The 22,398-nt window shown below is 65.6% G+C and carries 19 protein-coding genes and 1 pseudogene; 8 read left to right on the top strand and 12 right to left on the bottom strand.

Annotated features, from left to right (window positions below):
• From QMG28_RS17805 to QMG28_RS17795, 3 genes and pseudogenes are all read left to right on the top strand, one after another.
• Positions 1-143, top strand: a pseudogene (locus QMG28_RS17805) (electron transfer flavoprotein subunit alpha/FixB family protein); the annotation flags it as partial.
• 275 nt (positions 144-418) lie between these two features.
• Positions 419-1,513, top strand: coding sequence for a response regulator (locus QMG28_RS17800; protein WP_281843675.1), 1,095 nt, complete (start codon positions 419-421; stop codon positions 1,511-1,513).
• A gap of 200 nt (positions 1,514-1,713) precedes the next feature.
• On the top strand, positions 1,714-3,750 hold the full coding sequence (locus QMG28_RS17795; RefSeq protein ID WP_281843674.1) for a DEAD/DEAH box helicase: 2,037 nt from the start codon (positions 1,714-1,716) through the stop codon (positions 3,748-3,750).
• 15 nt (positions 3,751-3,765) lie between these two features.
• Here QMG28_RS17795 and QMG28_RS17790 read toward each other — a convergent pair whose 3' ends face one another.
• From QMG28_RS17790 to QMG28_RS17740, 11 genes are all read right to left on the bottom strand, one after another.
• Positions 3,766-5,310 carry a hydantoinase B/oxoprolinase family protein gene (locus tag QMG28_RS17790; protein WP_281843672.1) on the bottom strand — a complete coding sequence of 515 codons (1,545 nt, stop codon included), beginning with the start codon at positions 5,308-5,310 and terminating at the stop codon, positions 3,766-3,768.
• Positions 5,310-6,401 (bottom strand): M24 family metallopeptidase, encoded by a 1,092-nt coding sequence (locus tag QMG28_RS17785; RefSeq protein WP_281843671.1) that lies wholly within the window; start codon positions 6,399-6,401, stop codon positions 5,310-5,312. Before QMG28_RS17785 ends, QMG28_RS17790 begins: the two co-directional genes overlap by 1 nt.
• A gap of 64 nt (positions 6,402-6,465) precedes the next feature.
• Complete coding sequence (locus QMG28_RS17780) at positions 6,466-8,124, bottom strand: hydantoinase B/oxoprolinase family protein (protein ID WP_281843670.1); 1,659 nt, start codon at positions 8,122-8,124, stop codon at positions 6,466-6,468.
• A gap of 10 nt (positions 8,125-8,134) precedes the next feature.
• Positions 8,135-10,210 carry a hydantoinase/oxoprolinase family protein gene (locus tag QMG28_RS17775; RefSeq protein WP_281843669.1) on the bottom strand — a complete coding sequence of 692 codons (2,076 nt, stop codon included), beginning with the start codon at positions 10,208-10,210 and terminating at the stop codon, positions 8,135-8,137.
• Positions 10,203-10,700: a GAF domain-containing protein gene (locus QMG28_RS17770; RefSeq protein ID WP_281843668.1), complete on the bottom strand. Its 498-nt coding sequence runs from the start codon at positions 10,698-10,700 to the stop codon at positions 10,203-10,205. Before QMG28_RS17770 ends, QMG28_RS17775 begins: the two co-directional genes overlap by 8 nt.
• On the bottom strand, positions 10,697-11,503 hold the full coding sequence (locus QMG28_RS17765) for an ABC transporter ATP-binding protein (protein ID WP_281843667.1): 807 nt from the start codon (positions 11,501-11,503) through the stop codon (positions 10,697-10,699). Before QMG28_RS17765 ends, QMG28_RS17770 begins: the two co-directional genes overlap by 4 nt.
• Complete coding sequence (locus QMG28_RS17760) at positions 11,500-12,372, bottom strand: ABC transporter ATP-binding protein (protein ID WP_281843666.1); 873 nt, start codon at positions 12,370-12,372, stop codon at positions 11,500-11,502. The genes QMG28_RS17765 and QMG28_RS17760 overlap by 4 nt, the downstream gene beginning before the upstream one ends.
• Positions 12,369-13,202: an ABC transporter permease gene (locus QMG28_RS17755; protein ID WP_281843665.1), complete on the bottom strand. Its 834-nt coding sequence runs from the start codon at positions 13,200-13,202 to the stop codon at positions 12,369-12,371. Before QMG28_RS17755 ends, QMG28_RS17760 begins: the two co-directional genes overlap by 4 nt.
• Complete coding sequence (locus tag QMG28_RS17750) at positions 13,199-14,227, bottom strand: ABC transporter permease (protein ID WP_281843664.1); 1,029 nt, start codon at positions 14,225-14,227, stop codon at positions 13,199-13,201. The genes QMG28_RS17755 and QMG28_RS17750 overlap by 4 nt, the downstream gene beginning before the upstream one ends.
• 60 nt (positions 14,228-14,287) lie before the next feature.
• Positions 14,288-15,862: an ABC transporter substrate-binding protein gene (locus tag QMG28_RS17745; protein WP_281843663.1), complete on the bottom strand. Its 1,575-nt coding sequence runs from the start codon at positions 15,860-15,862 to the stop codon at positions 14,288-14,290.
• A 33-nt stretch (positions 15,863-15,895) separates the two neighbouring features.
• Positions 15,896-16,486, bottom strand: coding sequence for a helix-turn-helix domain-containing protein (locus QMG28_RS17740; protein WP_281843662.1), 591 nt, complete (start codon positions 16,484-16,486; stop codon positions 15,896-15,898).
• A 260-nt stretch (positions 16,487-16,746) separates the two neighbouring features.
• Between QMG28_RS17740 and QMG28_RS17735 the strand changes: the two genes are divergently transcribed.
• Positions 16,747-17,346 (top strand): helix-turn-helix domain-containing protein, encoded by a 600-nt coding sequence (locus tag QMG28_RS17735; RefSeq protein WP_281843661.1) that lies wholly within the window; start codon positions 16,747-16,749, stop codon positions 17,344-17,346.
• Between the two features lie 14 nt (positions 17,347-17,360).
• On the opposite strand, the gene QMG28_RS17730 is transcribed toward QMG28_RS17735, so the two are convergent.
• Positions 17,361-17,855: a MarR family winged helix-turn-helix transcriptional regulator gene (locus tag QMG28_RS17730; protein WP_281843660.1), complete on the bottom strand. Its 495-nt coding sequence runs from the start codon at positions 17,853-17,855 to the stop codon at positions 17,361-17,363.
• A 198-nt stretch (positions 17,856-18,053) separates the two neighbouring features.
• On the opposite strand from QMG28_RS17730, the gene QMG28_RS17725 reads away from it, so the two are divergent.
• The 4 genes from QMG28_RS17725 to QMG28_RS17710 are packed head-to-tail and all read left to right on the top strand — an operon-like array spanning position 18,054 to position 22,365.
• Entirely contained in the window at positions 18,054-20,333 is a 2,280-nt protein-coding gene (locus QMG28_RS17725; RefSeq protein WP_281843659.1) for a xanthine dehydrogenase family protein molybdopterin-binding subunit, read from the top strand.
• Positions 20,326-21,204 (top strand): FAD binding domain-containing protein, encoded by an 879-nt coding sequence (locus tag QMG28_RS17720; RefSeq protein ID WP_281843658.1) that lies wholly within the window; start codon positions 20,326-20,328, stop codon positions 21,202-21,204. The genes QMG28_RS17725 and QMG28_RS17720 overlap by 8 nt, the downstream gene beginning before the upstream one ends.
• Positions 21,201-21,677: a (2Fe-2S)-binding protein gene (locus tag QMG28_RS17715; RefSeq protein ID WP_281843657.1), complete on the top strand. Its 477-nt coding sequence runs from the start codon at positions 21,201-21,203 to the stop codon at positions 21,675-21,677. Before QMG28_RS17720 ends, QMG28_RS17715 begins: the two co-directional genes overlap by 4 nt.
• Complete coding sequence (locus tag QMG28_RS17710) at positions 21,667-22,365, top strand: SRPBCC family protein (protein ID WP_281843656.1); 699 nt, start codon at positions 21,667-21,669, stop codon at positions 22,363-22,365. The genes QMG28_RS17715 and QMG28_RS17710 overlap by 11 nt, the downstream gene beginning before the upstream one ends.
• Positions 22,366-22,398 lie beyond the last annotated feature (33 nt).

Here is a 22,398-nt window from a genome sequence, read left to right as displayed (position 1 = left end):
TCCAGCACCTGGCGGGGATGAAGGATTCGAAGATCATCGTCGCGATCAACAAGGACGAGGAAGCGCCGATCTTCCAGGTCGCCGATTACGGCCTCGTCGCCGATCTGTTCGAGGCGCTGCCGGAGCTGACCGGGAAGCTGTGAAAAAAAGCAGGCTGACAGGCGCGAAAACCCACTGTGACCCCCCGCGAATCCCGGGCCTTTCAATGCGATTCGACCCGGTCGGGCAGACCAGCGCCGCACATTGCTTACGTCCGAAAGGTTAACAGCCCGCGCCTCTCGCCCCCATTGTCTCCCGGCATCGCGGCGGTCACGGTTTTGCCACAAAGTCGCCCAGGTTCCGCCATCGAAAACGCCGGTCTCCGCCATGATGTGGCGGCACATTTACGGCTTTCAGGGGATGAATTTGGGGTAACAAAATGAGAGTGCTGGCTGTCGACGACGATCAGTCGATCCTGGACCTTGTAACGAGCATTTTGAGTGCCACGACCCACCACCATGTCACCACCGCGCCGTCTGTCATCGAGGCGCTCGAAGAGATCGAGGAAGCGGACGAGGCGTTCGACTGCTTTCTCGTCGATTTTCAGATGCCCGAGGATGACGGGGCTGTGCTGGTCCGGCTGATCCGCGAGACGCCGGGCTATGAATACGTGCCGATCCTCATGCTCACCGCGATGCGTGACAAGAGCTGCCTCGACCGCGCCTTTTCGGCGGGCGCGACGGATTACATCACCAAGCCCGTCGATTATCAGGAGCTGACGGCCCGCCTGCAGGCGGCGCAGAAAACCTCCGTCGACAAGGCGCGGCGCCATAGCCAGCCGCTCATGGCGGGCGAGATGCGCGGCATGGGCGAGGATGTGAAGGATTTCCGGCTGCGCGACCCGATTTCGCTGATCGGAGTGCCCGGCGCGATCGACTATGACGAGTTCGAGAATTACCTTCATCAGCTCACGCGCCGGCGCCTGTCCAGCGCTTCGACCTTCGCGGTCAAGATCGCGTCGGTCGAGCAGCTCTATGCCGATTGCAGCTCGGACGAGTTCCGTGCGCTGGTGCGTGGGGCCGCGCAGAACCTGCAGGGCGCGCTGTTGTCGGGGCGGGGCGTGTTGTCGTACCGCGGCAACGGGATATTTCTCTGTGTTCGCGAGAAGCGGCTGAAAGAGCGCTGGACCATGCGCAGCCTGACACACAGGAAGCACGAAACGCTTCTGCATGAAGAGCCCGGCGGCCTGTCGGCCCATCTTCTTGTCGGCGACGACGTGAGGCTGACGAGCGTGCCTTTCGTGCATGTTCTGGAGACGTTGTCCGCTGCCATCGACAATGTCGAAACGCGCTCGTCGGCGATGTGGAACCCGCTGGATGCGCCGAGGCGCTTTCTCGCCAGCCAGTTCGTCTCCGAGCCGGAAAAGCAACTGGAGCGGCGCGCCTATGACGCGCTGCTGCAATCGGCCTTCTCGGACACCAAGAACAAGGCGTGGCATCGCAAACTGGACCGGGCGCTTCCGGGCGAGGCCTAGCGACCAATCGGGCAGTGAGACCGGCCGGGGCGCAACCACGACAGTGCCCCGGCCTTTTCAACAGGCATCGGCAAGAAATCGTACTGCGGAGTGCGATGGGGCATATACCCCGAGCGGCATTCGCTCTATAGGGCGGGGTCTCTTGCCCGCGTGGCGCCCCTTACGGCTTTGTCGCCGACCCTTATGGAATTTCCCTGCCCATGATCCCTCCTCTGTCCGAGGCGCTCGCCGAGCGCGGTTTTGACACGCTGACGCCGGTGCAGGAGGCGGTGATCGCGCCGGAGCTTGCGGCGGCGGATCTGCTGGTCTCGGCGCAGACCGGCTCGGGCAAGACGGTGGGCTTCGGCCTTGCCATCGCGCCGACGCTGCTTGGAGAAGCGCTCGCCTTCGGCCCGGCGGCGACGCCGCTTGCGCTGGTCATCGCGCCAACCCGCGAGCTGGCGCTGCAGGTCCGCCACGAGCTGGGCTGGCTCTACGCCCGCACCGGCGCGGTGATGGCGAGCTGCATCGGCGGCATGGATATCCGTCAGGAGCGCCGTGCGCTCGAACGTGGCGCACATGTTGTCGTCGGCACGCCCGGACGGCTGCGCGATCATGTCGAGCGCGGTTCGCTCGATCTGAGCGCCCTCCGTGCGGCGGTGCTCGACGAGGCCGACGAAATGCTCGATCTGGGCTTTCGCGAAGACCTCGAATTCATCCTTGGCGCGGCGCCTGAAGAGCGGCGGACCTTGCTGTTTTCCGCCACCGTGCCGCCCGCCATCGTCAAGCTGGCCCAGAGCTACCAACGCGATGCGCAACGCATCAGCACCCTGACCGGCACCGATCAGCACGCCGATATCGCCTATCAGGCGGTCCGCGTTTCGGCGCGCGACAGCGAACACGCGATCTTCAACCTGCTGCGCTTCCACCACGATCAGAGCGCCATCGTCTTTGCCAATACCCGCGCGCAGGTGAACCACCTGACCGCGCGGCTGACCAACCGGGGCTTTGCCACCGTCAGCCTCTCGGGCGAGTTGAGCCAGAGCGAGCGCTCGCATGCCCTGCAGGCGATGCGTGATGGCCGGGCGCGGATCTGCGTGGCGACCGACGTGGCGGCGCGCGGCATCGACCTGCCGAACCTCAACCTCGTCATCCATGCCGATCTGCCGACCAATACCGAAAGCCTGCTGCACCGCTCGGGCCGCACCGGGCGGGCAGGCCGCAAGGGCATTTCGGCGCTGATCGTCCCGCCGAAGGCCACCAAGCGCGCCGAGCGGCTGCTGAAATGGGCCAAGATCACCGCCGAATGGACCCTGGCGCCGTCGCCCGAGGAAATCCAGCGCCAGGACGAAGAGCGGCTCCTGTCCGATCCGGCCTGGGACGAGGCGCTGACCGGGGAGCAGGCCGCCTTTGCGGCGAAGCTTCTCGCCCGCCACGGCCCCGAGGCCATCGCCGGGGCCTATCTGCGCCTCTACCAGTCGCGCCACGCCGCGCCCGAGGAGCTTCTGCCGCCCGACGCCAAAGCCGCCGCGCCCGCGCGCCGCGAGTTTGGGCCGAGCCGCTGGGTGGCGTTGTCGGTCGGGCAGGCGGACAGGGCGGAAGCGCGCTGGCTGCTGCCGCTCCTGTGCCGCGCCGGTAATCTCGACAAGGCCGATATTGGCGCGATCCGGGTGCAGCAGAGCGAGACCTTCGTCGAACTGGCGGAGCGCAGCGTCGACGGGTTCTTCGCCGCGCTGGATGAGGGTGGTGTGCTGGAGGAGGGGATTGCCGCACGGGCACTGGATGCGCCACCGGATCTGCAGGCGAAAGGACGCGGGCCGAAGCCTGCCAAGGCGCCGCGCCGCGCACCGCGCTTCGATGAGGCGCCCGGCAAGCCGCGCAAGGAGGCCGCGCCGCGCAAGGACAAGCCCGCCGCCCGGCCCGAGGTGAGCGCGCCGCCGCCGGAGCCTTCGGCCCCGGCCCCGAAACCCGAAGGCAAGAAGAAGCCTAAGCACAAACCCGCCCGGCCCGGTGAGACATGGGCGAAGAAAGACCGCGATCCGGCGCCGCGCGCGCCGGGTAAGCATGCGTCCGGCGGCAAGCCCGGCCAGAAACCCGGCCAGAAGCCCAAGGGCAAAGGCAAGGGCAAACCCGCCGCCAATGCGGGCGACACCTCGAAGCGGTTCACGCCGCCGAAGCCGGGCAAGCCGCAGGGCAAGCCCCGCAAGCCGGGGGTTCAGAAGGACGGCCACGCCATGCCCCGGCGCACGAAGCGCTAGGGCCGGGCGCACGCCTCAGGCGTTGCCGCCCTGGGCGGTTTCGATCAGCACGCGGTCGCCCGGCGCGAGGCGGGTGCCGCTGATGAAGCGGTGATATTCCGTCTCGCCTGACTTGCGCTGGATTTTCAAGGCGTTCACCCCGCCCGGCGGGGCTTCGTCGAGCGACCAGACCGGCACGATGGCGCGGGTGTAGCCCGCCGACAGGCTGGCCTCGGCGCGCGCTTCGTAAAGCACCGAAACGCCGCGCCCGCCATGATGTCTGCCCGTTTGCGGCAGCGCTTCGGTGAGCGACTTATGGATCACGTTCAGCCCGTAGCGCGCCTCGCAGATCTCCACCGGGCAGTTGAACGTGTCGCCATGGCTGGTGGAAAACATCGCATCGACCCCGTCGCGCTCCTCCGTGGCGCCCCAGCCGCCCATCTGCGGCTCGACCATCGTATATTTGCGCCCGGTATCGGGATGGTTGCCGGCGATGACGGTGCCGAAGATCGACGAGAACGATCCGGCGGGCAACCGGCCCGGAAGGGCGCGGGCCATACATTGCCAGAGCATGTCGAACAGCCGGATGCGGGTTTCGAAGTAATAGCCCTGCGGCGCGGTCGGCCCGGCATGGAAGATCGTGCCTTCCTCGGTGATCACTTCGAGCGGCGAGAACGAGCCGGAATTGGCGAAGCGCTCGGGATCGCAGAGCGCCTTGAAGATCATCTGGCTGGAAATCACCGCGCCGTCGCGGCTGGTGTTGTAGGGCGCTGCCTGCTGCGTGGGATTGCCGCGCAGATCGACGGTGAAGCGCTCGTCGGTCACGGTGATGGCCGCGCGCCAGATCGCGCCGTCATCCTGCTGTTCCTCAATCTCATAGCGCCCGTTCGGCAGCGCAGCGAGGCCGCTCAGCGCCCGCGCCCGCCCGGTCTTGAAGGCGTCTTCGATCGCCTCGCTGACGGTTTCGGCGCCGAATTTGTCGAACAGGGTGAGAATCTGCGCCTCGGCGCTCTTGCTGGCCGCGATCTGTGCCCAGAGATCGCCGCGCACGAAATCGGGCAGGCGCGAATTGGTTTCGATGATGTCGAACACCCCTTGCAACGGCGTGCCGGCTTCGAACAGCCGCACCGCGGGCAGGCGCAGCCCCTCGGCGAAGATCTCGGTCACATCCGTGGCCATCGAGCCGGGCACCTTGCCGCCGATATCGCCCCAATGGGCGATCGAGGCGGTCCAGGCCACGCATTTGCCTTCGTGGAAGGCGGGTTTGGCGATCACCACATCATTGAGGTGGGTCACGCCGCCGTGGTTGGGATCGTTGGTGATGAAGATGTCGCCCTCGCGCAAGCTGTCGCCATGGCGCGCGACGATGGTCTGCACCGCCTTGTCGAGCACGCCGACGAAGGTGGGAATGCCCGCGCCGGAACTGACCAGCCGCCCCGCCGCGTCGGTCACCCCGGTGCCCACGTCGAGCACCTCGTAGATGATTGGACTCATCGCCGTCTTGCGCAACACCGAGAACATCTCTTCGGCGGCGTTTTCCAGCCCGGCCTGAATGACCGACAGGGTGAACGGATCGGCCATCACAGCACCTTCAGCTTGCGGGGGAGTTCGGAGAGGATTTCGGGGCCGTCATCGCGCAGGATCACGATGTCTTCGAGGCGGATGCCGAAGCGGCCCGGCAGGTAGATGCCCGGCTCGATGGAAAACACCATGCCCGGCTCAAGCACCGTCTGCGACACCGAGGTCATATAGGGCTGCTCGTGCACCTCAACGCCCATGCCGTGGCCGGTGCGGTGCACGAAATATTCGCCATAGCCCGCCGCCGCGATCACGCCGCGCGCGGCATCGTCCACCTCATGCGCCTTCGCGCCGGGCCGGGCGGCCTTCATCGCCGCCTGCACGGCGGCCTCGACGATGGCATGCACCTCGTCATAGCCCTCGGGCGGCGTGCCGAGCACCGCCATGCGGGTCATGTCGCTCGAATAGCCGTTCATGCCGCCGCCGATATCCATCACCACCGCATCGCCTTGCGCGAGCCGGGTTTCGCCGGTGTGGTGATGCGGGAAGGCGCCGTTGCCGCCCGCGCCGACAATGGTAAAGAGCGGCTCGGCCCCGAGCGCCTTGAACCGCTCGCGGATCACCGCCGCCACCTCAAGCTCGCTCATGCCCGCCGCCATCGCGGCCCAGCCCGCCTCCATCGCCTGGTCGGCGATCAGGGCGTTTTGCTTCAGCACGCGGTACTCGTCGTCGTCCTTGCGCATCCTGAGATAGCCGATGGTCGAGGCGGTGAACCGGCGCTCGGCATCGGGCAGGGCGTCCTGCACCAATGCGGCGAAATCGGCGCGCATCGTCTCGTCGAGCACGATCCGGCGGGCCGACTTCGCCCCCAGTGCGTCGAGCAGGGTGGAGAAGGCGCCATCGGGACCCTCGGCATCGGACCATTCGTGGAACGGCAGATCGGTATGCGGGCGCGAGCCTTCGGCGTTCAGGGCCGGCATCAGGAAGGCCGCCGCCTCGCGGGTGATGCAGGCGAGGCAGGGGCGTTCGTCGGGATGCGGGTGGAAGCCCATGAGCCAGTCCATATGCGCCCCCGGCCCGAGCGCGACGAGGTCGATCCCCTCGGCCTCCATGCGGGCGCGCAGCCTGGTCAGTCTGTCTTGCGTCTTGGTCATCCGGGATCCTCCCATACGCGAATGTCTGATAGGCGGGCCGCCTGTGCCGCCCGCCCGGTTTTGGTCAGCCGGTGTAGCCGTAGACCTCTCTGGCACGGGCTTCGGTCAGCACTCCGTTCTTGATGTCGGCGGCGATCTTCTTCGGATCGCGCTTTTTGGGATCGCCATAGCCACCGCCCGAAGAGGTGATCACGCGGATCACGTCATCCTTGTTCACGGTCAGGCCGGAGACGAAGGAATAGCGCTCCTGCGACCCGTCGCTCTTGATCACCTCGATGAAATTGCCCGAGCCTTCCTCGCCGCCTTCCAGCGACCAGGGCTTGATCTTCGAACGGGTATAGCCCGCCGTCAGGAAGCCGTTATCGGTGCGGATGCGATATTCGAGCTTCAGCCCGCGCCCGCCGGTGAACTCGCCTTCGCCGCCCGGCTCGGTATTGAGCTCCATCCGGTCCACCAGCAGCCCGTTGCGCGCCTCGGAAATCTCGGCGGGTGTGTTGTAGGTTTCGCCGTGGAAGCCCGAGAAGATGCAGGAATTGCCGTCATGGCCGGCCCAGCCGCCCCAGCCGCCGATCTGCGGCTCGACAATGGTGTATTGCCGCCCGGTATCGGGATGGATGCCGCCAATGAAGGTGCCCGCAATCGAGGCGAAGTGCCCGGCGGGCAGCTTTTCGGGGATATGCGGCGCGAGGCAGCGCCAGATCAGGTCGTAGATCCGCACTTCGGTTTCGAAATAGAAGCCGACGGCGGAGGGTTCCCGGGCGTGGAAGATCGAGCCTTCGCGGGTCAGCACCTTCAACGGCCGGAACGAGCCGTCATTGGCCGGCGTGTCGTGGCCCGTGAGCGATTTGAACACCATCTGCGCGCAGATCATCGTGCCGTCGCGGCAGGCATTGGTCGGGCCCGGATCCTGATCGGGGTTGTCGCGCAGATCGACGGTGAAGTCTTCGTCGGTGATCGTGACGGTCACGTTGTAGACCCGGCCATCGTCCTGGTCTTCCGACAGGGTAAAGGTGCCCTTGGGCAAGGTGGCCATTTCGGCCAGCGCGGATTTCTCGCCGAAATCCATGAAGCTCTCCATCCCGCGGATGAAGGTGTCTACCCCGTATTTGGCGGCAAGCTCTTCCAGCCGCCGCGCGCCGACCCGTACCGAGGCGATGGCGGCCCAGACATCGCCGTGCAGAAAGTCGGGCATGCGCGAATTGATGGTGATGATATCCATCACCGCATCCAGGGTGGTGCCCTCGCTGACGAGCTTCACGCCGGGCAGGCGCAACCCCTCCTGAAAGATCTCGGTCGCTTCGCCCGAGAGCGAGCCGGGGGCCATGCCGCCGACATCGGAATTATGGGCGATGTTCGCGGTCCATGCGATCAGCCGGCCGTCGGCGAAGACCGGCATGGTCAGCACAAGATCGTTGAGGTGGGTGACGCCGCCGTAATAGGGATCGTTGGTGATGAACACATCGCCGGGGCGTATGTTGTCGGCCGGAAATTTGCGCAGGATCGCCTGCACAGATTTGTCGAGCACACCGACGAAGGCGGGGATGCCCGCGCCGGAGGAGGCAAGCCGCCCTTCGGCGTCGGTGATCCCGGTGCCCATGTCGAGCACCTCGTAGATGATCGACGACATCGCGGTCTTGCGCATGGCGGCGAACATCTCGTCAGCGGCGGCCTGAAGCGAGTTCTGGATGATTTCCAGCGTGATCCGGTCGTTGTTCTGGGTCATGATCGTGGCCTCATCCGTTCAGGTTGATGTGGAGGTTGCGGTAGGGGTCGACCTCGACGGCGTTGCCGGGGTGGATCACCACGGTGGTGCCGCTGTCTTCGACAATCGCGGGGCCGTGGAACGCCATGCCGGGGCGCAGCGCGTCGCCATCGTAGATCGTGGCTTCGTGCTTGCCCTCCAGCGCATAGTCGACCATCCGCTTGCCCTTGACCGCGCCCGAGGCATCGGCATCGCCGAGCGGCTCGGGGCGCATTTCGAGCTTGCCCACCTCGGCCTTGGCGACGAGGTGAATGCCCACCATCTCGACCGGCGCGTTGAGGCGGTAGGTGTATTCACGCTCGTAGGTTTCGTGGAAGTCCGACGCGATCTGCGCCAGGCTCGCATCGGTGATCGCCTCGTTCGACAGGAGCACTTCGGTGGTGTGCTCCTGGTTCTGGTAGCGAAACTTGCCGTAGCGCAGGAAGCTCACCTTGCCGTCTTCCACACCCTCTTCGGCGAAGGTGGCGAGCGCGCCGGCCTCGGCTTCGGCGAAGGTGCGCTCGATCACATCGCCCGCGCCATCGGTCAGGTCGACGAGGTGGGTGACGAAGAAGTCGCGTCTGAGGTCCGACATCATCATGCCCCAGGCCGAGAACACCGCCGCGGCGGCGGGCACGACCACCTTTTTTACCTGCAATTCCTGCCCCAGCGCTACGGCATGCATCGCGCCGCCGCCGCCGAAGGCGAGCAGGGTGAAATCGCGGGTGTCGAAGCCGCGATTGAGCGAGACGAGCTTCAGCGCGTTCACCATGTTGTTGTTGGCGATACGGATGATCCCCTCGGCAGCCTGGTCGGGGCCGACGCCGAGCTTTTCGCCAAGCGCGGTGATCGCCTTTTCGGCGGCCATCATGTCGGCGTCGATCGCGCCGCCGCAGAAATAGTCGCGGTTGATCCGGCCAAGCCAGAGATTAGCATCGGTGGTGGTGGCTTCGGTGCCGCCCTTGCCGTAAGAGGCCGGGCCGGGCAGGGCGCCGGCCGATTGCGGGCCGACATGCAGCTTGCCGAAATCGTCGACCCAGGCGATGGAACCGCCGCCATTGCCGATCTCGACCAGATCGACCACCGGCACCATGATCGGGTAGCCCGAGGATTCGCGCGACCGTTCGATCCAGTAATCGGTCATGATCCGCACTTCGCCGTTCTCGATCAGCGAGCATTTGGCGGTGGTGCCGCCGATGTCGAGCGCCAGAACGTTGGGTTCACCGATCAGCCGGCCAAGCTCGGCAGCACCCCAGAAGCCCGAGGCGGGGCCGCTTTCGACCATGGTGATCGGCGTTTTCGAGGTGGCGGGCAGCGAGTCCACGCCGCAATTGGACTGCATGATATAGGGGTTCTTCTTCAGCCCCCTGGATTTCAGCCCGTTGTCGAGCTTGGCGAGGTAGCGCGCGGCGACGGGCTGCACATAGGCGGAGAGCACGGCGGTGTTGGTGCGCTCGTATTCGCGCCATTCGCGGGTGATCTGGTGGGAGGCGACCACCGAGACCTCGGGCCAGAGCTTTTGCACCTCGGCCAGCGCCGCCTCTTCATGCGCGGTGTTGGCGTAGGAATGCAGGAAGCTGATCGCCACCGCCTCGACCCCCTCGGCGCGGAAGCCGTCGAGGATCGCGGGCAGGCTGGAAACATCCAGCGGCGCGCGCTCCTCGCCGGTATAGGTGAAGCGCCCCGGCAGTTCGGCGCGCAGATGGCGCGGCACGAAGGGGGCGGGCTTCTGGTAGTGCAGGTTGAAGAAGTCCGGACGGTTGCCGCGCGCGATCTCCAGCGAGTCGCGGAAGCCCTCGGTGGTGATCAGGCCGACCTTCACACCCTTGCGCTCGGTCAGGGCGTTGATCACCACGGTGGTGCCATGCGCGAGAAAATCGACCTCCGCCGGATCGACGCCGCCTTTTTCCAGCACGTTGAGCACGCCGGTCTCGAAATCGGGCGGGGTGGTGTCGCTCTTGGCCGTGATGACACGGGATTCACCGGTATCAATATCGGTCTCGAAGCAGACCAGGTCGGTGAAGGTGCCACCTACATCGGTGGCCACGCGGCGGGTGATCTTACCCATTGTGCTCTCCTTGGTTGCGGATGCTTTCGGCCAGCAGGAATGCCAGCGCGCCAGCGGTTTTGAGGGATTGTGCGGCGGTCACGCGCTCGGGCGTGTAATAGCCCGCTTCGTGCAGGCAATTGAGTGTGCCGCGCAGCTCGCCATTGATGAAGATCGGCAGGTTGAGCACGCTTTCGCAGCCGAGCGACCGGATCAGTTCGTGATCGTCGAACACCTCCGCGATCTCGCCGATCGAATTGGCCACGAAGGTTTCGCGCCGCCCGTCGACGACCTCGGACCACTTGTTCTGATGGCGGGGCTTCTTGCCCAACACGGGGTAGGCCTCAGGCATGTTGGTGTAATTGCGCCAGGCGACGTTTTCCTCGTGATCTACCTCCATCAGCGTGAACAATTTCACGCCGATGGTTTCGTCCACCAGCCGCTCCAACGCCTTGAACGTGGTCTCAGGCTGGTTTCCCGCCTGAGCCACCGCCTGCGATATATCCGTCATGTCTGGCCCTCCGTCGCCAAGGTATTCCTGAGTTCGATTTCTTCGCGCGTCACCACCGGCACCGCCCCGATAAGCTGGCGGGTGTAGTCCTCGCGCGGGTTTTCGAAGATGGCCCCGGTCTCGGCGCATTCGACGAGCTGGCCGGATTTGAACACCGCCACACGGTCGGCCACATTGCGCACGACCGAGAGATCGTGGGTGATGAACACGTAGCTCAGCCCCTTTGCGGCGCGCAGATCGTTGAGCAGCCGCAGCACGCGGGCCTGCACCAGAACGTCGAGCGCCGAAGTCGGCTCGTCCAGCACCACAAGGCGCGACTGGCAGGCGAGGGCGCGGGCAATGGCGACACGCTGGCGCTGGCCGCCCGAGAGCGCTGCCGGCGGGCGTTTGCGGAAGTCGCGCGGCAGGCCCACCTCTTCCAGTGCGGCCTCGACCAGCGACCAGCGGTCGGAAGGGCTGCCGATGCCGTAAACGTCAAGCCCGAGCCGGACAGAGGCACCCACCGAGCGCTTGGGGTTGAGCGAGGAAAGCGGGTTTTGCTGCACGAGCTGGATTGCGCTGCGGTGCTCCAGCGTGCGCCGGGTTGGCAGCGGCTTGCCGTCGAACCAGAGTTCGCCCGACGATTGGCCGAAAACGCCGAGGATCATGTTGGCGAGCGTGGTCTTGCCCGAGCCGCTTTCGCCCACCACGGCAAGGCATTCGCCCGGCATCACGTCAAAGCTCACATCGCGCACGGCCTGCACGATGTGATCGCCGTGGCCGAAGGTCTTCGAGACGTTTTTGAGCGACAGGAGCGGGGTCATGGCCGGTCCTCCCCGTGCACTTCAAGCGGGTCGAAAAACGCCCCGTCCATGTCCTGTATCTCCGGCACGCCGCCGCCGGTGATCCGGGGCACGGCAGCCATCAGCGCGCGGGTATAGGCGTGGCGCGGGTTTTCAAACACCGCCTGCGTCGGCCCCTGTTCGACGATCCTGCCGCGATAGATGACGTAGATCCGGTCGGCGAATTCGCGCACCACGCCGAGATTGTGCGAGATGAACAGCACCGCCGTGCCGGTGCGCTCCACGAGGTCGTGCATCAGGTGCAGGGTTTGTGCCTGCACCGTCACGTCAAGCGCGGTGCCCGGCTCGTCGGCGATCAGCAGCGAGGGATGGTTGGCCAGCGCCATCGCGATGGCGACACGCTGGTTCATCCCGCCCGAAAGCTGGAACGGATAGGCGTTCAGCACCCGCGCGTGATCGTGGATCGAGACCGAATTGAGCAACTCTCCCGCGCGCTTGGCGGCGGCCTCTTTCGACAGTTTCGGATCGCGCCGGCGCAGCACCTCGGTGAATTGCACGCCGATGGTAAAGACCGGGTTGAGCGAGGATGTCGGGTCCTGAAAGATCATCGACATATGGGTGCCGCGCAGCGCGTGCCACTGGCGGCGGCTGAGGCGGTTGAGATCCTGTTCCTCGAAGTAGAGCCCGCCCTGCACCTGCGCGCTGCGCAGTTCCTGCAATTGCCCGAGCACGATGCGCGCGGTTACCGATTTGCCCGAGCCGCTCTCGCCCACCAGCGCCACCCGCTCGCCTGCGCGGATGTTGAGCGAGATGCCATGCAGCACCTCCGTCACGCCGGTATAGCCGCGGAACTTCAGCACCAGGTCTTCGATGCGCAACACGTCCCTCATTGGTCGGCCCCCAGGATTTCGCGCAGCGCATCGCCGACGAGGTTGAAGCCGAACACCGCGATAAGGATGGCGAGGCCGGGGAAGACGGTGAGCCACCAGCTATCGGGCAGGTAGCGCGCGCCTTCGGCCACCATCGAGCCGAGGTCGGGGGTGGGGGGCTGCACGCCGAGGCCGAGGAACGACAGCGACGAGGCGATGATGATGACGAAGCCCATGTCGAGGGTCATCTTGGTCAGGATCGCGGGCAGGCAGTTGGGCAGGATTTCCCGCAGCGCGATATGCGGGGTGGAGGCGCCGATCACCTCGGCGGCCAGCACGTAGCCCTCTTCGCGCTCGGAGCGGGCGATGTTGTAGACCAGCCGCGCATACCAGGGCCACCACATCGCGGTGACGGCGAGCATCGCGTTCATCAGCGTCGGCTCAAGCACGCCCATCATGGCGATGGCCAGCACCAGCGGCGGGATCGAGAGGAACACATCCGTCAGCCGCATCAGGATGAACTCGGTCTTGCCGCCGACATAGCCCGCGAACAGCCCCACCAGCGTGCCGATCGGCGTGGCGATGGCCAGCACCACCACCCCCAGCACCAGCGAGATGCGGAAGGCGTAGATGATCCGGCTGAACAGATCGCGCCCGACAAGGTCTGTCCCCATGATATTGGTGGCGTTGGGGGCCTTGTTGAAGTTCACGAAATCCACCACCGAGCCCCGGTGTTCGGGGAAGGGGGCGATGAAATCGGCGAAGATCGCGGAGAGTACGACCAGCGCCACGAGGATCACGCCGATGAGCGAGAGTGGGTTGCGCAGGAGGATCACCAGGGTCCGTTTCATGACGAGCCTCTCTGCGAGTAGCGGATGCGCGGGTTGAGGAAGGCGATCAGCAGATCGACGATCAGGTTCACGATCAGGAAGGTGGCCGAGATGATCAGCACCGTGCCGATGATCGCGTTGAGGTCTTTGCGCAGGATCACCGCCACGCCGTAACGGCTGAGGCCGGGCCAGGCGAAGACGGCCTCGACCAGAAAGGCGTTGCCGAGCATCGCGGCAAAATCGAGCCCGATGATGGTGAGCGAGGGGATCAGCGAGGGCTTGAAGGCGTATTTGCGCGCAATCCGGCGGGCGCGGAAGCCATAGGCCTGCGCCATCTCGATATAGGGTTTGTCATAGGTCTCGACCATATTGGCACGGGTGAGCCGGGCGGCCTGGCCGATGCCGGAAACGGCGAGTGCGAAGGCGGGCAGGACGATGTGCCAGAAGGCATCGCGGAAGGCGGCGAGATTGCCCGCAAGCAGCGTGTCGATCAGCAGAAAGCCGGTGACGCGCTCGATCTCGTAGATATCCGAGATCCGGCCCGCGATCGGGAAGATCGGCAGGAAGAAGGCGAAGAGCAGCATCAGGATTACCGCCCAGACGAAGCTGGGGGCCGAGACCCCGAGCAGCGAGACGAGGCGGATCACATGGTCGGGCCAGCGCCCCCGGTAGCGTGCCGACCAGATGCCGAGCGGCAGCCCGATCCCCACCATCAGGATGCCGGCAAACAGCACCAGTTCCAGCGTGGCTGGCAGAAACTGGGCGATGTCCTGCGTGACCGGCCGGTTGGTGTAGAGCGAGGTGCCGAGATCGCCGCGCAGCAGGTCTTTGACGAAATAGCCGTATTGCACCGGGATCGCTTCGTTCAGGTGCAGGCTTTCGCGCAGCGCGTCCACCTGTTCGGCGGTCGCGTTCGGCCCGAGCGCGATGCGCGCAGGGTCGCCGGGGATTACCCGTGCGATGCCGAAGATCAGCATCGAAACGCCGACGAGCACGATCAAAGAGATACCGAGCCGTCGCGCGAGGAGGCGAAGGACAGGAGTCATATCCGGGTTCCGGGTTGTGGGCCGCCGGGCCAGTGACGGCCCGGCAGCGGGGAGTGTCGCTTAGTCAGCCACTTCCATCAGGCGGAAGGTGAAGCCCATGCCGTCGAGCCCGAAGGCCTGCGCCGGATCGGTGAGCGCCGGAGCCGTCACGCGGCTGCTGGCGGCAAAGACCGATTGCCGGTCATAGGCGTAGATCGTCGGGGCGATCTCCATCAGCCGCGCATTCAGCATCGCATAGGCTTCGCCGCGCTCTTCCTCGGTGGCCGCCATGCGCCCGGCTTCCAGATACTCGTCGACCTTCGCGTCGTTGAGGTATTCCGGCGATTGCCAGGTGCCCGGCGTCGACGAGTGATACATGCCGTAGAGCAGCGTATCGGGGTCGCCGGTGACGGCGTTCACGAAGAGCTGGCTGATATGCGGCGTGTTCTCGGGCTTGGAGACCTGTTCGGCGAAGAGCGCCCAGGGCATCTTGACAATATGCGACTTCACGCCGAGCGCGGTCAGGTTCGACTGAAACAGCAGGGCGAAGCGCTCTTCGAGCGGCACTTCGGCGATCCAGCTGATCTCGATATCCATTTCGGCCGGATCGTAGGCGCAGGCGTCGAGATGGGCCTTGGCGGCGTCCAGATCCTGCATCAGCGCCATCGAGGCGTCGTTCGCGCCGAACATGCCCTTCGGGATCGCGCCGGTTGCCGGGCTGCCGCCGGATACCTCGTCGGTGATCGCGATCATACGGATCGAGGTATCGTAGTCGAAGGCTTCCGACAGGGCGAGGCGGCAGTTCACATCGTCGAGCGGCGGCTTGGTGGTGTTCATCTTGAGATAGAACGCCCCGGTGCCCCCTTCGGTGAAAAGCTGCGCACCGTCATCGGCCAGCGCCTTCATCACCTCAGGCGGCAGCCATTGCGACGAGATATCGTGCTCGCCCTGCGCGATCAGGGTGCGCACCGTCGCGGCTTCAAGGCCGTAGCGCAGGCGCACCTGGTCGGGCGCGGCCTCGGCGATATCGAGGAAGTAGCTGCCGTTCTTTTCCATCACGGTCTCTTCCTGCGGATTATGCGCGGTCACCACATAGGCGCCGCTGCCTGCCCCGTTGCCGGAGAGGAAGGCTTCGCCCCAGGTGTCGTCGGCGGCCTTGCTGGCCTCGACCAGCGCCTTGTCGACGATCGGCAGGCGGGTCAGCGAGGCGACGAAGGGCGCGTAGGGCGAGGACAGGGTGAACCTGACCGTGCGCGCATCCACCGCCTCGGCGCTTTCGACCACGCCGAACAGGTAGGAGAGGCCCGCGCCGAGCGCCTTGGTGCGGTCGAGCGAATAGACCACGTCATCGGCCGTCACCGGGTTGCCGCTCTGGAAGGCCGCACCGTCGCGCAGGGTGAAGGTGAAGGTGTTACCGTCGCTCGTCCAGCTTTCGGCGAGGTGCGGCACATGGCCCGCCGCGCCCTGCGCGGGCAGGACCAGCGTGTCGTAGACGTTGAACATCAGGATGCTGTCGGCATAGTCCGATGCCTTTGCCGGGTCGAGCTCGCCCACCGCGACCTCGTCGAGCCGCAGGGTTCCGCCGGCCAGAGCGGGGCTTACGAGCGCCGTTGCCGCGAGAAGCCCCGCTGCGAGTGATGTGTTCCAGATTGCCATTACTAACTCCCTATGGGTTGGATACTTCAGGGCTTAGCCGCCCTTTCTCTTTTCATTTTTGTGAACCGGCTCGATGGCGTCCTCGCCGAATACGTCCATCGTTCCGCACCACAGCAGCGATGCGGTTTGCGATGTGTGATTCCAGGTCGAATGAACCTTCCTGGAATCGAAATGCGTGGAATCTCCGCGCGTCAGCACCGTCGGCACGCCCTCGACCTCAACGGTCAGCTCGCCGTCGAGGACAAAGAACAGCTCTTCGCCCTCGTGGCTGACCGGCTCGTTGCGGTGGCCGGGGGGTTCGTGCACCACCACCGAGCGCAGGGTGCTCCCCTCGAACTTCGCCGAGATCCGCTCATAGGCCAGTGCGCCGTCGCCGACCCGGTAGCTCACACGGTCCGAGGCGCGGGTGGCGTCGGCGCTGGAGGGCTGTTCGAGAAAGACCGAGATCGGCTGGCCGAGTACCCCGGCAATCGCGCGCAGCGATGACAGAGACGGCACCGAAATGCCCCGTTCGACCTGCGAGATGAACCCGGTCGAAAACCCCGCCTTGTCGGCCACCTCCTTCAAGGTGAGCGATGCCTGCTTGCGGCTTTCGCGGAGCTTCTTGCCGAGCGTGGAGGTCATGAAAACGGGCATCTCCAATGCGTTTTTTAGCCTGACTAAAATCCTGCGCGAGAATCGTTTGACCTGTCAAGTTTTAGTATTGCTAAAAAAATAGATGCCGGGAATTTGCCTTTTTCCTATGGCTGAAGCGCAGGACGCGCGATGGCGCAATTGAGGCATTGCCGATGAATTGTGCAGTCCGGCAACGGCTTCGGGCACCGGAATCGCCCCTCCGCCGCTCACCGCTTGACAGACCCGGAGCCTGCCCACACCTTTTGCCAATGCCGAACGAAGCAAAAAAACAAGACGAGCAGCAGGCGCCGACGCTCGGCCGGAAGCTCAGAGCGTGCCGCAAGGAAGCGGCGCTGACGATGCAGGTCGTCGCCGACCGTGCCGGGCTGTCTGTCGGGTTCATCTCGCAGATCGAGCGCGACCTGACGGTGCCGTCGATTTCGTCGCTGCGGGCGATCTCCAAGGTGCTCGGCAAGCCGATGTCGTTCTTCCTCGAACAGCCGGGCGTGGGCAGCAACACCACGCGGCGGCGCGAGCGGGTGGAATATCAGGTCGGCCGCGGCGCGCCGACCTTCGAGCGGCTGTCGACGCGGTTCGACGGCAGCACGCTGCGCTCGGTGCTGATCCATGAGCCCTCCGGCCACCGGACAGAACCCTCCAGCCACGAGGGCGAGGAACTCTACTTCATGGTGCGCGGCGAGATCACCGTCGAGGTCGAGGGCAAGGCGACCGTGCTGAAGGAAGGGGATTCGATCCACTTCAACTCACGGCGGCTGCATTCGACGTGGAACCACGGCGCGCAAACGGCCACCTTTTTGTGGTGTGGCACGATGGATGTGTTCGACGAAGACGGCGCCGACCCGCGCTGAGCCGGTGGGCGCGCCTATTCGTCGTCGAGGATGCCCTGCAGCTTTTCGATGATGGCAAAGAGAGCTTCGCGCTCGCCCCGGTTGAGCGAGAGGATCATATCTGCCTGGCGTTTGCGGGCGATCTTGATCGCCTCGTCATAGAGCGTCAGGCCCGCGGGCGTGATGGTGCAGGCGATCTTCTTTTTCGAGGCTTTCGTTTCCGGCTGGATCGTGACCAGTCCGCGCTCTTCGAGCGTGCGCACGGTGCGGCTGACCAGGGCCTTGTCGGAGGTCGATTGCACCACGAGTTCGCCGAAGGGCAAGGTGCCCGCATGGGCCACCAGCGACAGCACCCGCCATTGGGCGATGGAGAGGTCGAAGCTCTTGGCGTAGGGCAGGGTAACCTGGCGGCGCAGGCTGCTCATCAGGGCGCTGAGCCGCGTTGTCAGGAAATCGTGCACCACGAGGTTCGCGCCGCTCGGGTCGAGGTCTGACCACGGGCAAGCCTGTGCTTTGTCCTGTTTCGCCATGATTCTCCCTTTCCTCCGGCTCTGGAACCTACTGCCGCCTGCGCGACTGGTTCACGTAAATCCCAAATATCATTCTAGAAAATATTTGTTGATGAATCAACTTAGCTATGGCAGCTTTGACGTGTTGTTGAATCAACAACAAGCGCGAACACAATTCAACTCAACCACAACCATCGCGCGACGGTGCAGGGAGAAAGCATGGAAACGTCTGCCATCGGCCAGGCGCGGCCACAGATCAACGCACGCGAAAAGGTGCTTGGGCGGGCCCGGTATGCCGGCGATCTGAAGCTGGCGGGGATGCTCCATGCGCGGCTGCTGCGTGCGCCCCATGCTCATGCGCGGATCGTCTCGGTCGATACCAGCGCGGCGCGGGCGCTGGCCGGGGTCAGGGCTGTCGCCACCGGGGCCGACGTGCCCGACCGGCGCTGGGGCGTGGGCCACAAGCAGCAGCATGTGCTGGCGCGCGGCGTGGTGCGCTTCGTCGGCGAGGAAGTGGCCGCGGTGGTGGCCGAGACGCCGGAGATCGCGGAAGAGGCGCTCGACCTGATCCGGGTGGAATATGAAGAGCTTGCGCCGCTGCTCGACCCGGCGCTCAGCCTCGATCCGGGCGTGCCGCAGGTGCATGAGGGCGGCAACCTCTCCGAAGAGATCAATATCGACCGGGGCGATGTCGATGCCGCCTTTGCCGGGGCCGATCTGATCCACGAAGAAACCTATACGACCCATTCACAATATCCCGGTTACATGGAGCCGATGGCCACGCTGGCCGAGGTCGACGGCGCCGGGCGGCTCAACGTCTGGACCTCGACGCAATCGGTCTTCCTCGCCCGCCAGCGGCTGGCCGAGGCGCTGGACCGCCCGATTTCCTCTATCCGCGTGATCCAGCCGACGGTGGGCGGCGGCTTTGGCGGCAAGATCATCGAGGAGCGCTCCAGCGTGATCGCCGCCTTCCTCGCCACGCTGGTCGATCGCCCGGTGCGGCTGGGGCTGAGCCGGCTCGACGATATCCTTTCGGGCTGTTTCAGCGTGCCGGCGACGATCCGGCTGAAGATGGGGATGACGCGCGACGGCACCATCGTCGCCAAGGAGGTCGATATTCTCGCCGATTGCGGCGCCTATGCCGGGCTTGCGGGCGAGGTGATGACCGTCACGGCGATGCGCAGCGACAACATGCAGCGCATCCGCAATATCCGCACGCGGGCGCGGCTCGTCTACACCCACACGATGCCGCGCGGGGCGTTTCGGGGCTTCGGCGGCGCGCAGATGTCTTTCGCGCTCAACAGCCACATGGCGACGATGGCCGAGATGCTCGGGCTCGATGTGATTGAGCTGCACCGCAAGAACGCGATCGGACCGGGCGAGACCAGCGTGCATGACTGGAAGATCGGCAGTTGCGAATTGCCCGCCTGCCTCGACCAGGTGAGCGAGGCGATTGGCTGGGGCGAAAAACGGAGCCGGGCCAAGGCCGGCGGCGTGCTGCGCCGTGGCGTGGGCATGGCGGCGGCGATGCATGTGAGCGGCAACCGCACCATCGGCAACTGGGATGGCTCGACCATTCTGCTCAAGGTCAACGAAGACGGGCGCGCCGTGGTGCATACCGGCGAATCCGACATGGGGCAGGGGGCATTTACCATGCTCGCCCAGATCTGCGCCGAGACGCTGGGTATTCCCGTTGCCCATGTCACCGTGGCCGCCCCGGACACCGACAACTCGCCCTATTGTATCGGCACGCTCGCCTCGCGGGTCACGATCAATGGCGGCATGGCGATGGTGAAGGCGGCAGAGGAGGCCAGGGCCACGATCCTTGCCGCGGCGGCGGCGAAGCTGGGCTGCGATGCGGAGGATCTGGCGCTGGTGGATGGCGTGATCCGCAGCGCCGACGGTGCGCATACAGCACCGCTGGCCGAGATCTGCCGCTATCACATTTATCGCCACGGCGGCGAGGGCATCTATGTGAAGGGCAGCCACGATCCGCAGACGGTGCGTTTCGATGGCGATTTTCGCGGAAACATCGCCCCCGCCTATTCCTTTGCCGCCCAGGCGGTGGAGGTGGAGGTGGATACCGAAACCGGGCAGGTGCGGCTGGTGGAAACCTACCTGTCGGACGATTGTGGCGTGGCGATCAATCCGCTCGCGGTGCATGGCCAGTCGAACGGCGCGGCGGTGCAGGCGCTGGGCTGGACGCTCTATGAAGAGCTGCATTTCGAGGGCGGGCGCGTCATCAACGGCAACCTTGCCGATTACACGATGGCCACTGCCGATGCGGTGCCCATGATGCACAGCATGATCGTCGAGGGCTACGAGCCGAACGGGCCGCTCGGCGCGAAAGGCGCGAGCGAAACCGCGATCCTGCCGGGCGCCGCCGCCATCGCCAATGCCGTATATGACGCGATCGGCGTGCGGATCACCGATCTGCCGATCACGCCGGAAAAGATCCTCGCGGGCCTTGCCGAACTTGAGGAGGCGTCTCTTGCGTAACCTTGACTATCTCGAACCGGAAAGCCTTGATGAAGCGCTGCGGATGCTGGCCGATTATGGCGACGAGGCCGCCGTGTTTGCCGGCGGCACCGCGCTCTTGCTCGCCATGCGCCAGCGGATGCTCGCGCCGGGCATCGTCGTTGCGCTGGGTGGTCTCAGCGCGTTGCGCGGGATTGGCTACACGCCCGAGGCGGGCCTGCGGATCGGCGCGCTCAGCCGCCACAGCGAGATTGCGCGCGCCGACATCGTGCGCGAGCATTACCCGGTGCTTGCCAAGGTGGCGGCAGGGCTCGCCAATCCGCAGGTGCGCAACCAGGGCACCATCGGCGGCAACCTTTGCTACGGCGATCCGGCGACCGATCCGCCCTCCGTTCTCGTTGCCCTCGATGCCGAGCTGGAGATTGCGGGCCGGTCCGGCACCCGCCGCGTGGCGATGGCGGATTTCCTCGTCGATTACTTCACCACCGCGCTTGAGCCGGGTGAGATCCTGACCGCGATCCACCTGCCGCCGGTCACGCCGGGCCGGGTCGGGCACTACAAGCGCCATCTGCGCACGCCGGCCGAGCATCGTCCGGTGGCCAATGTCGCCCTCACGCTGACCGAGCGGGGCGGGCTGTGGGACGATGTGCGCCTCGTCATCGGTGCGGCCACCCCGGTGGCGCAGAGCATGGCCCGCGCGGCGGCGGCGCTGACCGGGCAGGCGATCACGCTCGATCTTGCCGCCGAGGCCGCCCGGATCGCGGCGGAAGACCTCACGCCGGTCTCCGATGCGCGTGGCAGTGCTGCATTCCGCCGGCAGGTGGTGCGCGCCACTGTGCGCCGGATCGTGGCCGAGGCGGCAGGGCTTGACTGGTCGGAGGCCGCGGCATGAGCCATCACTGGATTTCCCTCACCCTCAACGGTGAAACCATAGAGGCGGAAGTGCCCGCCAACCGCCTGCTGTCGGACTTCCTGCGCGATCAGCTTGCCCTCACCGGCACCAAGCGCGGCTGCGAAACCGGGGTCTGCGGCGCCTGTTCGATCCTGATCGACGGTGAGGTGTCCAAGTCCTGCCTCAGCCTCGCGGTGCAGGCCCACGGCAAGACGATCACAACGGTGGAAGGGCTGGCGCAGGGTCAGGCGCTGCATGTGCTGCAGGCGGCCTTCATGGAGCATGGCGGGCTGCAATGCGGCTATTGCACGCCGGGCTTTCTGATCGCCGCGGCCGATCTTCTGTCGCGCAACACTTCGCCGGACGATGCGGAAATCCGCAAGGCGCTCTCGGGCAATATCTGCCGCTGCACCGGCTATCAGGGCATCGTGGACGCCGTCCGCGCTGCCGCGGAGAACCTGAATGGAACTTGAGTTTTCACATGTCTTCGACGCACCGCCGGCAAAGCTCTGGCCGGTGCTGCTCGATCCCGGCAAGGTGGCGCAATGCGTGCCCGGGATGCAATCCGTCGAGGTCATCAGCGATACGGAATACACCGCGCGGATCAAGGTGAAGATCGCCTTCATCAGCGCCGCTTTCACCCTGCGGGTCGTGATCGCCGAGGCGCGCGCGCCGGACTACATGCGCGTCGAGGTGACGGGCGACGACACATCCGTCGCCAGTGCGGTGCGGGCGGTGAGCGAGGTGTTCGCTACGCCCGAAGGCACCGACCGCACAGCACTGCGCGTCGTGGCGAAGGCGACCGTGATGGGCCGGCTCGGCGCGCTCGGGCTGAACCCGATGCGCACCAAGGCCGAGCGGATGTGGGAACAGTTCTGCCGCGATTTCGCGGATGTGCTGGCGGGCCGGACGGTGGCCGCTGGCCGCGCGCCGGATGTTGTGGCGCCCGCTGTGCAGACGGCGACCAATGCGCAGGCCGCGCCACGGCCTGCCCGCCGCAAGGGGTTTCTCGGCTGGTTCGCTGGCCGCGCGGGCGCGGATCGCATTCGGGTCGAACTCGAACGTCAGGGCACGCGGGTGGTGATAGACTGCCCGGTGTCGCAGGCCGATCAGTGCTTTGCCTGGCTCGACCGGCATTTCGCGCCGGATCAGGGCGGTTAACAGGGGAGGGCTGTGCGACACAAGAGATTGAAC

This window comes from Sinisalibacter aestuarii (assembly GCF_027923545.1).
Taxonomy (GTDB): Bacteria; Pseudomonadota; Alphaproteobacteria; order Rhodobacterales; family Rhodobacteraceae; genus Sinisalibacter; species Sinisalibacter aestuarii.
Note: the sequence above shows the minus strand (reverse complement) of the source record. Positions and strands in the feature narration are given on the sequence as shown.

What these genes read in the sequence shown, in the direction of transcription:
- QMG28_RS17800 (WP_281843675.1), top strand. Translation starts at nt 419, where the DNA reads ATGAGAGTGCTGGCTGTCGACGACGATCAGTCGATCCTGGACCTTGTA.
- QMG28_RS17795 (WP_281843674.1), top strand. Translation starts at nt 1,714, where the DNA reads ATGATCCCTCCTCTGTCCGAGGCGCTCGCCGAGCGCGGTTTTGACACG.
- QMG28_RS17790 (WP_281843672.1), bottom strand. Translation starts at nt 5,310, where the DNA reads ATGGCCGATCCGTTCACCCTGTCGGTCATTCAGGCCGGGCTGGAAAAC.
- QMG28_RS17785 (WP_281843671.1), bottom strand. Translation starts at nt 6,401, where the DNA reads ATGACCAAGACGCAAGACAGACTGACCAGGCTGCGCGCCCGCATGGAG.
- QMG28_RS17780 (WP_281843670.1), bottom strand. Translation starts at nt 8,124, where the DNA reads ATGACCCAGAACAACGACCGGATCACGCTGGAAATCATCCAGAACTCG.
- QMG28_RS17775 (WP_281843669.1), bottom strand. Translation starts at nt 10,210, where the DNA reads ATGGGTAAGATCACCCGCCGCGTGGCCACCGATGTAGGTGGCACCTTC.
- QMG28_RS17770 (WP_281843668.1), bottom strand. Translation starts at nt 10,700, where the DNA reads ATGACGGATATATCGCAGGCGGTGGCTCAGGCGGGAAACCAGCCTGAG.
- QMG28_RS17765 (WP_281843667.1), bottom strand. Translation starts at nt 11,503, where the DNA reads ATGACCCCGCTCCTGTCGCTCAAAAACGTCTCGAAGACCTTCGGCCAC.
- QMG28_RS17760 (WP_281843666.1), bottom strand. Translation starts at nt 12,372, where the DNA reads ATGAGGGACGTGTTGCGCATCGAAGACCTGGTGCTGAAGTTCCGCGGC.
- QMG28_RS17755 (WP_281843665.1), bottom strand. Translation starts at nt 13,202, where the DNA reads ATGAAACGGACCCTGGTGATCCTCCTGCGCAACCCACTCTCGCTCATC.
- QMG28_RS17750 (WP_281843664.1), bottom strand. Translation starts at nt 14,227, where the DNA reads ATGACTCCTGTCCTTCGCCTCCTCGCGCGACGGCTCGGTATCTCTTTG.
- QMG28_RS17745 (WP_281843663.1), bottom strand. Translation starts at nt 15,862, where the DNA reads ATGGCAATCTGGAACACATCACTCGCAGCGGGGCTTCTCGCGGCAACG.
- QMG28_RS17740 (WP_281843662.1), bottom strand. Translation starts at nt 16,486, where the DNA reads ATGACCTCCACGCTCGGCAAGAAGCTCCGCGAAAGCCGCAAGCAGGCA.
- QMG28_RS17735 (WP_281843661.1), top strand. Translation starts at nt 16,747, where the DNA reads ATGCCGAACGAAGCAAAAAAACAAGACGAGCAGCAGGCGCCGACGCTC.
- QMG28_RS17730 (WP_281843660.1), bottom strand. Translation starts at nt 17,855, where the DNA reads ATGGCGAAACAGGACAAAGCACAGGCTTGCCCGTGGTCAGACCTCGAC.
- QMG28_RS17725 (WP_281843659.1), top strand. Translation starts at nt 18,054, where the DNA reads ATGGAAACGTCTGCCATCGGCCAGGCGCGGCCACAGATCAACGCACGC.
- QMG28_RS17715 (WP_281843657.1), top strand. Translation starts at nt 21,201, where the DNA reads ATGAGCCATCACTGGATTTCCCTCACCCTCAACGGTGAAACCATAGAG.
- QMG28_RS17710 (WP_281843656.1), top strand. Translation starts at nt 21,667, where the DNA reads ATGGAACTTGAGTTTTCACATGTCTTCGACGCACCGCCGGCAAAGCTC.